This is a genomic window from Blastomonas sp. (genome assembly GCF_041747255.1).
Lineage (GTDB): Bacteria > Pseudomonadota > Alphaproteobacteria > Sphingomonadales > Sphingomonadaceae > Blastomonas.
In genome coordinates this window covers 1-2,004 of sequence record NZ_JBGTFM010000408.1, presented here as the reverse complement: position 1 = coordinate 2,004, position 2,004 = coordinate 1, and the positions used below count along the sequence as shown (strand labels likewise).

Sequence of the window (2,004 nt, the reverse complement as noted above, 5' to 3'; positions counted from 1 at the left end):
GGTCAGCAGGGAAGGCGGCGGCAAGGCGGGCGGTCATCTAGCCCTCTCCCCTTCAGGGGAGAGGGTTGGGAGAGGGGCCTGCAAAGCCGCTTCAATCATCATCAACACACCTTCCATAGCGGTCATAACGTCGTAATTGGTAAAGCGCAGCACCTGATAGCCCGCACTTTCCAGATAAGCTGTCCGTGTAGCATCATAAGCTTCACGGCCATCATGCGTATCGCCATCAATCTCGATCACCAGCATTGGGCTGCGCGAAGCGAAATCAGCGATATACTTTCCAATAACCTTTTGCCTCCTGAATTTCACACCTGCAAAGCGCTTGGCGCGCAGTTCAAGCCATAGCCTGATTTCGGGTTCTGTGGCCTCTAGGCGCATTGCCTTGGCGCGCTTGGTCAACAGGCTTGGTCGCACTGCATCCCCCTCTCCCAACCCTCTCCCCTGAAGGGGAGAGGGCTATGCTAGATATTTACCCCCAGCGCCTCGGCCACGGTGAAAATATCCTTGTCGCCCCGTCCGCACAGGTTGGCGAGGATGATTGCATCGCGGTCCATCGCGCGTGCGCGGTCGACGGTGCGGGCGATGGCGTGGGCGGGCTCGAGCGCGGGGATGATGCCTTCGGTGCGGCAGAGCAGCTGGAAGGCTTCCAGCGCCTCATCATCGGTGCAGCTGCCATATTCGACGCGGCCGACGTCTTTCAGCCAGCTGTGCTCCGGGCCGATGCCGGGATAGTCGAGCCCGGCACTGATCGAATGCGCCTCGTCGATCTGGCCATCCTCGTCCTGCAGCAGATAGGTCTTGTTGCCGTGCAGGATGCCGGGCGATCCGCCCGCGAGGCTTGCCGCATGTTCCTTGTCGAGGCCGTGGCCCGCCGCCTCGACTCCGAGCATCGCCACGTCAGGATCGTCAAGGAACGGGTGGAACAGCCCGATGGCGTTTGACCCGCCACCGATTGCTGCCACCAGCAGATCGGGCAGGCGGCCGGTGCGGGCGAGCATCTGGGCGCGCGCCTCCCGGCCGATCACGCTCTGGAAATCGCGGACGAGTTCAGGGTACGGGTGCGGTCCAGCGGCGGTGCCGATGATGTAGAACGTGTCATGCACATTGGCGACCCAGTCGCGCAGCGCTTCGTTCATCGCGTCCTTGAGCGTGCGCGCGCCGCTTTCCACGCCGATCACCTCTGCACCCAGCAGCTTCATGCGGAACACATTGGGCTGCTGGCGCGCCATATCGCGCGCCCCCATGTAGATCACGCACGGCAGGCCAAAGCGCGCCGCGACCGTCGCGGTCGCAACGCCATGCTGGCCCGCGCCGGTCTCGGCGATGATCCGCGTCTTGCCCATGCGGATGGCGAGCAGGATCTGGCCAATGCAGTTGTTGATCTTGTGCGCGCCGGTGTGGTTCAGCTCGTCGCGCTTGAACCAGATCTGCGCGCCCTTGCCATCTGCGGCACCCTTGCGGACCTCCTCGGTCAGCCGCTCTGCATAATAGAGCGGGCTGGGGCGCCCGACATAATGCTCGAGCAGGTCCTCGAACTCGGCGGCGAATGCCGGGTCGGCCTTGGCGGCGCGATAGTGCCGGTCAAGATCGAGCACCAACGGCATCAGGGTTTCTGCAACATAGCGCCCGCCGAACTGGCCGAAATGGCCCTGTGCGTCGGGTTGGTTGGCGTAGCTGTTGGGCTTTGGGCTGTTAGGCCTTGGGCTGTCAGGCTTTGGACTGTCAGGATGGGGGGCTGGATTGGTCATGGTCGCGCACCGCTTGGCAAAAGCGCGCCATCTTGTCCATATCTTTGACTCCCGGTGCGCTTTCCACCCCCGACGAGACATCGACCAGAGGCGCGCGCGTCGCTGCCAGCGCCGCGCCGACATTGTCCGCATCCAGCCCGCCCGCCAGCCCCCATGGCAGGATGTGGCTGTGCCCGGTGAGCAGCGACCAGTCGACCGCAACGCCGTTGCCGCCGGGCAAGGCCTTGGCCGGCGCGTCGAACAGCAGCCGGTCGCA

At 64.0% G+C, this 2,004-nt stretch carries 2 protein-coding genes and 1 pseudogene; all 3 read right to left on the bottom strand.

Annotated elements, in window-relative coordinates:
* Nucleotides 1-33 precede the first annotated feature (33 nt).
* Nucleotides 34-399, bottom strand: a complete 366-nt coding sequence (locus ACEW8G_RS13775; protein WP_373488978.1) for an endonuclease domain-containing protein — start codon at nucleotides 397-399, stop codon at nucleotides 34-36.
* 62 nt (nucleotides 400-461) lie between these two features.
* Nucleotides 462-1,748, bottom strand: a complete 1,287-nt coding sequence (gene trpB, locus ACEW8G_RS13770) for a tryptophan synthase subunit beta (RefSeq protein ID WP_373488977.1) — start codon at nucleotides 1,746-1,748, stop codon at nucleotides 462-464.
* A pseudogene (locus tag ACEW8G_RS13765) lies at nucleotides 1,723-2,004 on the bottom strand (N-(5'-phosphoribosyl)anthranilate isomerase); the annotation flags it as partial. The pseudogene ACEW8G_RS13765 and the gene trpB, both read right to left, overlap by 26 nt.

What these genes read in the sequence shown, in the direction of transcription:
- trpB (WP_373488977.1), bottom strand. Translation starts at nt 1,748, where the DNA reads ATGACCAATCCAGCCCCCCATCCTGACAGTCCAAAGCCTGACAGCCCA.